Source organism: Mesorhizobium sp. M1E.F.Ca.ET.063.01.1.1, assembly GCF_003998155.1.
Lineage (GTDB): Bacteria > Pseudomonadota > Alphaproteobacteria > Rhizobiales > Rhizobiaceae > Mesorhizobium.
The window spans coordinates 1-4,498 of record NZ_RZSC01000495.1; the positions used below are offsets into that span (position 1 = coordinate 1).

6 protein-coding genes are annotated in these 4,498 nt (G+C 62.8%); 2 read left to right on the forward strand and 4 right to left on the reverse strand.

The window, feature by feature from the left end:
• Positions 1–184 precede the first annotated feature (184 nt).
• Both plsY and dprA read left to right on the forward strand, forming a co-directional pair.
• Entirely contained in the window at positions 185–766 is a 582-nt protein-coding gene (gene plsY / locus EOA29_RS26255) for a glycerol-3-phosphate 1-O-acyltransferase PlsY (protein WP_126093850.1), read from the forward strand.
• Entirely contained in the window at positions 763–1,899 is a 1,137-nt protein-coding gene (gene dprA, locus EOA29_RS26260) for a DNA-processing protein DprA (RefSeq protein WP_127221820.1), read from the forward strand. Before plsY ends, dprA begins: the two co-directional genes overlap by 4 nt.
• A 7-nt stretch (positions 1,900–1,906) precedes the next feature.
• Here dprA and EOA29_RS26265 read toward each other — a convergent pair whose 3' ends face one another.
• From EOA29_RS26265 to EOA29_RS41675, 4 genes are all read right to left on the reverse strand, one after another.
• Positions 1,907–3,052, reverse strand: coding sequence for a hypothetical protein (locus EOA29_RS26265; protein ID WP_126093848.1), 1,146 nt, complete (start codon positions 3,050–3,052; stop codon positions 1,907–1,909).
• 202 nt (positions 3,053–3,254) lie between these two features.
• Positions 3,255–3,437 (reverse strand): hypothetical protein, encoded by a 183-nt coding sequence (locus EOA29_RS26270; protein ID WP_126093847.1) that lies wholly within the window; start codon positions 3,435–3,437, stop codon positions 3,255–3,257.
• Positions 3,438–3,618: 181 nt separating this feature from the next.
• Positions 3,619–4,158 carry a J domain-containing protein gene (locus EOA29_RS26275; protein ID WP_126093846.1) on the reverse strand — a complete coding sequence of 180 codons (540 nt, stop codon included), beginning with the start codon at positions 4,156–4,158 and terminating at the stop codon, positions 3,619–3,621.
• Complete coding sequence (locus EOA29_RS41675; protein WP_189478994.1) at positions 4,148–4,288, reverse strand: hypothetical protein; 141 nt, start codon at positions 4,286–4,288, stop codon at positions 4,148–4,150. Before EOA29_RS41675 ends, EOA29_RS26275 begins: the two co-directional genes overlap by 11 nt.
• Positions 4,289–4,498: the final 210 nt, after the last annotated feature.

The window sequence follows — 4,498 nt, forward strand, 5'->3', positions numbered from 1 at the left end:
CGTCAGCGAGAGCGGGCTTCGCTCGCGCTCGAAGAACACCTGTTTCGAAGGCGCGCGCCTGCAGGGCAAGGTCTTGCAAACGATGGTTGCGGGCCGCACAGTGTTTTCAGCCTGAGAGCACAAGAAACCCGGACCGCGACCAGTGCCGCGATCCGGGCCGAAGGCAGAGAAGCGGGGGAAAACAATGAGCTATGTCCTGTCTTTGCTGTTCGGCTATCTGCTCGGCTCGATCCCGTTTGGACTCTTGATCACCCGCGCCGCCGGTCTCGGCGACGTGCGCAACATCGGCTCCGGCAACATCGGCGCCACCAATGTGCTGCGCACCGGCAACAAGGGGCTCGCCGCCGCGACGCTGTTGCTTGACGCCCTGAAAGGCACGGCGGCAGCGTTGATCGCCGGCCGCTTCGCACCGGAACTGGCGCTCGCGGCTGGCTTCGGCGCCTTCCTCGGCCATCTCTTTCCGGTCTGGCTCGGCTTCAAGGGCGGCAAGGGCGTCGCCACCTACCTCGGTGTGCTGCTCGGCCTTGCCTGGCAAGGCATGCTTGTCTTCGCAGTGGTCTGGCTCGCCATGGCTTTCCTGTTCCGCTATTCCTCGCTGGCGGCGCTGGCGGCGGCGGTGGCCGTGCCGATCGCTCTCTATTTCATCAGCACACCGCAGATTGCCGGCCTGTTCGCGGTGATGAGCCTGATCGTGTTCATCAAGCACCACGCGAACATCTCGCGCCTTCTCGCCGGCACCGAGGGCAAGATCGGGGCGAAGGGATGATCGCGCCCGCCGCCGGCCCGCGCCTCAGCGACCGGCAGCGGCTTGCCTGGCTCCGACTGATCCGCACGCCGAATGTCGGCCCGGCCTCTTTCCGCGAACTGATCAACCGCTTCGGCTCGGCCGAGGCTGCGCTCGAGATGCTGCCCGAACTGATGATTTCGGGGGGCGCCAACCGCATCGTTCGCATTCCCTCCATCGCGGAAGCCGAGGCCGAGCTGGAGGCGGCGCGGCGCGCCGGCGCCCGTTTCGTCGGCATCGGGGAGGCCGACTATCCCGCTCTGCTGAAGACCATGGACAACCCGCCGCCGCTGCTGGCGGCCAAAGGCGAAGGCGCGGTGTTCCGCCTGCCGGCGGTGGCCATCGTCGGCGCCCGCAATGCCTCGCTCGCGGGCATCAAGATGGCGCGCATGCTGGCGGCGGACCTCGGCCGCGACGGTTACGCCATCGTCTCGGGCCTCGCGCGCGGCATCGACACGGCCGCACACCAGGGCAGTCTCTCGACCGGCACGGTCGGCGTGCTGGCCGGCGGCCTCGACGTTCCCTACCCGCCCGAAAATGCCGGCCTGTGCGACGACATCGCCGAGCGTGGCGGCGCCATCGTTTCGGAAATGCCGTTCGGCTGGCAGCCGCGCGCGCAGGATTTTCCGCGCCGCAACCGCCTTGTCGCCGGCATGGCGATGGGGCTGGTCGTGGTCGAAGCGGCGCAGCGCTCCGGCTCGCTGATCAGCGCCAGGCTTGCCAACGCGATGGGCCGGCTGGTCTTCGCCGTGCCGGGCTCGCCGCTCGACCCGCGCGCCGCCGGCAGCAACGCCTTGCTGAAGGATGGCGCGATGCTCGTCACCGAAGCGGCCGATATCCTTGGCGCGCTGGCGCCGCTGGCCGGCACTCGCCCACCAAGAACCGCGCCGCTCGCCGAAGCACCCGACCTGTCGTCAATGCCGCCGCCCGGCGAGAACGAGCGCGCCGACGTGCTGGAGGCTCTCGGCCCGACACCCATCGGCGTGGACGAGATCATCCGGCACACCGGCCTGAGCGCCGCGCAGATCGCGATGGTGCTCCTGGAGCTCGACCTCGCCGGACGGCTCGAGCGCCATGCCGGCGGCAATGTTTCGCTGGTCTTCGGGCGTTCCTGAATTTGCCCTACCGGAACAGATACCGCGACACTTCCGGGTTGCCGCGGCGCCACATCACATTGTCCAGGAAATAGTGGTGCACGTTGATGAAGATCAGCACGATGAAGAAGAACAGGGAGGATCCGAGGACCTGCCTGTCGTAGGGGATCAAGGCCGTCATCGCCATCGGGATCAGCCAGAAACCGAGATATCCCAGTGCAGCGCCTCCAACGATGAATCCCAGGACCCGCAGCCTGTAGAGCGGCCCGACAACGGATAGGATCTTCAGTTGCGGATATCCGACGGCATCCGGGCCGTCGCGCTCGACATTGGTCTGGTAGCGCCAGACCACCGCCAGATATTGCAGCGAATGGAGCGCGGGCACCACAAGCAGCCAAAGCGGGTTTATCCTCGCGATCAGGATCCAAAGATAGAGCGACGCGACATACGCCACGATGCCGTTATATGGCAGGGCGCGGCCGTTCCGTCGCCAGCGATTGATCAGCATCAGAATTGTCACCGCCGTCGATGCAACGGCCACCAGCAGGGCAATGTTGGTGATCCACGCTGGGGCGGCGAATGTGTAGTACTCCAAGCCGTAATATTTCCCTTGGGTGACTGCCGTGTTCGTCTGCAGCCATGCCAGGATCCACACCGCATAGCTGTTGACAAGCAGCACCTTCTTGTCCCGGCCGTCGAAGAACTTGCGCTTCAGGACGGCGTCCACCATCAGCATGCCGTAGCCCTGCTTGACGTAGTGCCAGCCCACGAAGAAGAACATTGCGTTGGCCGCATATCCGAGCAGGCGGGTGTTCGCCGTCGCCGCGCCATACGCGAAGAAGGCGCCCATGATAACCGGAACGACGATGCCCGCGAAAATATAGCGGAGCTGCAAGCTCCTGTCGTATCCGTTCCCGCTCACCTTGCGCCCGAAATTGCGGTAGAAAATCTGGTACGAGTGGGCAAAGTGGGGGTAATTGACCAAATACGCCACGACGACCATCGTTGCAGCCACGAGACCTTCATACTCGAGCGGGACCAGCAACAGAACCGGCAGGATCACAAATGCGCCGCCGCCGAGCATGAGGAAGTCGGCGACCGGGCCGAAGAGATACTTGCCTGGCGGCGTCGCCGCCTTGGCGGCTGAAGTATCTACCGAAAGGTCAAGTGCCATGGTCGAGCCTCCTTCGGGAGGTCGACCTTAACCGCCGCCCCGCCTGGCGACAAGGTTGGGGTGCGGCTCCAGCCTGGGCCGACGCCCGCAATCCCCCGCTAAAGCGCGTCGCGATCTTTCAGATTCGCTCCGTGCGCTTTAGGTTTTTGATTTTACGCATGTCTTTGTCCCGAAACCGGTTCCCACTTTCGGGAGACATGCTTTAGATAGACTGGACGCGCTTCGGAGACTGCAGTTCGCGCCCCATCTTTGCTGCCTGAAAGATCGTCATCAAGACCATGATCGGCTCGCCATCGGTCGGGTTGACCATCAGGGCTACGCGACCAAGCTCGTCGCTCATGGCGCAGGTCCAGTCTTTGACCGCGATTACTTTTTTCTCGGGCAATTTCCCCTCCCCTCGGACGCCCCGTTCAAGCCGCTCCACAGCGAGACATGGGAACCGAGACACGGGCCACGCCAATCAAACCTCCCCGGGAAGGCGACCATGGGCCCGGTCAGATTTGAATACAAGCGATCGCTAAAGCGAAGGTGACTGGCGGGCAACCGAGAAACCGCGGCGATGACCTTCAGCTTGCATGATTCAGCAGCCTAGTAGCGGCGGTCTCACGACGATGTTCGGAATTGGCGCGATCGATGCCGTCCACGGTGATGGCGAACATCCCGTTTTCGATCCTCGCTATCCAGCCCTTTGCCTTCAAATACCAGAGATGAAACTCAAGATGTTCTCGCGGGCAGCCTGACAAGCGTTCGAGTTCTTCATCGCCGATGCCAGGATTGTTGACGTCTTGTCGGCGTTTTACATAAAGAAGCGACAGCAGTTTGGCCTGGATGACGATATCCCGCTCGAGCCCTTTGGCGTTGCCAGCTTCCTCGGTCAGTTCGCGGCGAAGGCTCAAATTGTCCTTGTACTGGACGTCGTACTGGGCGCGCTTGACCGGATCCTTGAGCGTATTGTGCGCCTCCACGATTTCGCTGAAGCGTGATTCATCGCCGGTGTCCCGATTGTCGGGATGATAGCGCATGGCAAAATAACGAAATATCCGTTCGATCGTTTCCGAATTCGCGTTCGGACTGATCTCAAGTAGTTCGTAGTAGTCAATGAACATAGCGGTGCTTCCATGGAATCGGCACTGCGAACACCACACCCCAAAAAGACAGCATCGCCCAACCGTTCTGTCCATGCAAGCCGGCTTCCCCGCGACGGGAGCGCTTGACGATTTCGCCGAGCAGGAACACCGCGCCGGGTCCGAACGCGGGGGCTTCCTACGATCGGCTTGCCGGTCAGTCGGCCATCATTGACTTCCAAAGGCGATAGACTTGCCAATGATGATGCTGGCGGGCTGGAGGGCGAGCCAGGCTATGAGGATACAAGTCATCATGCGGCGCTTCTCAGTTCGGCATGAGTGCTGGATCAAAAGCCCGGCTTGCTTTGGGGTTGTATTGAGG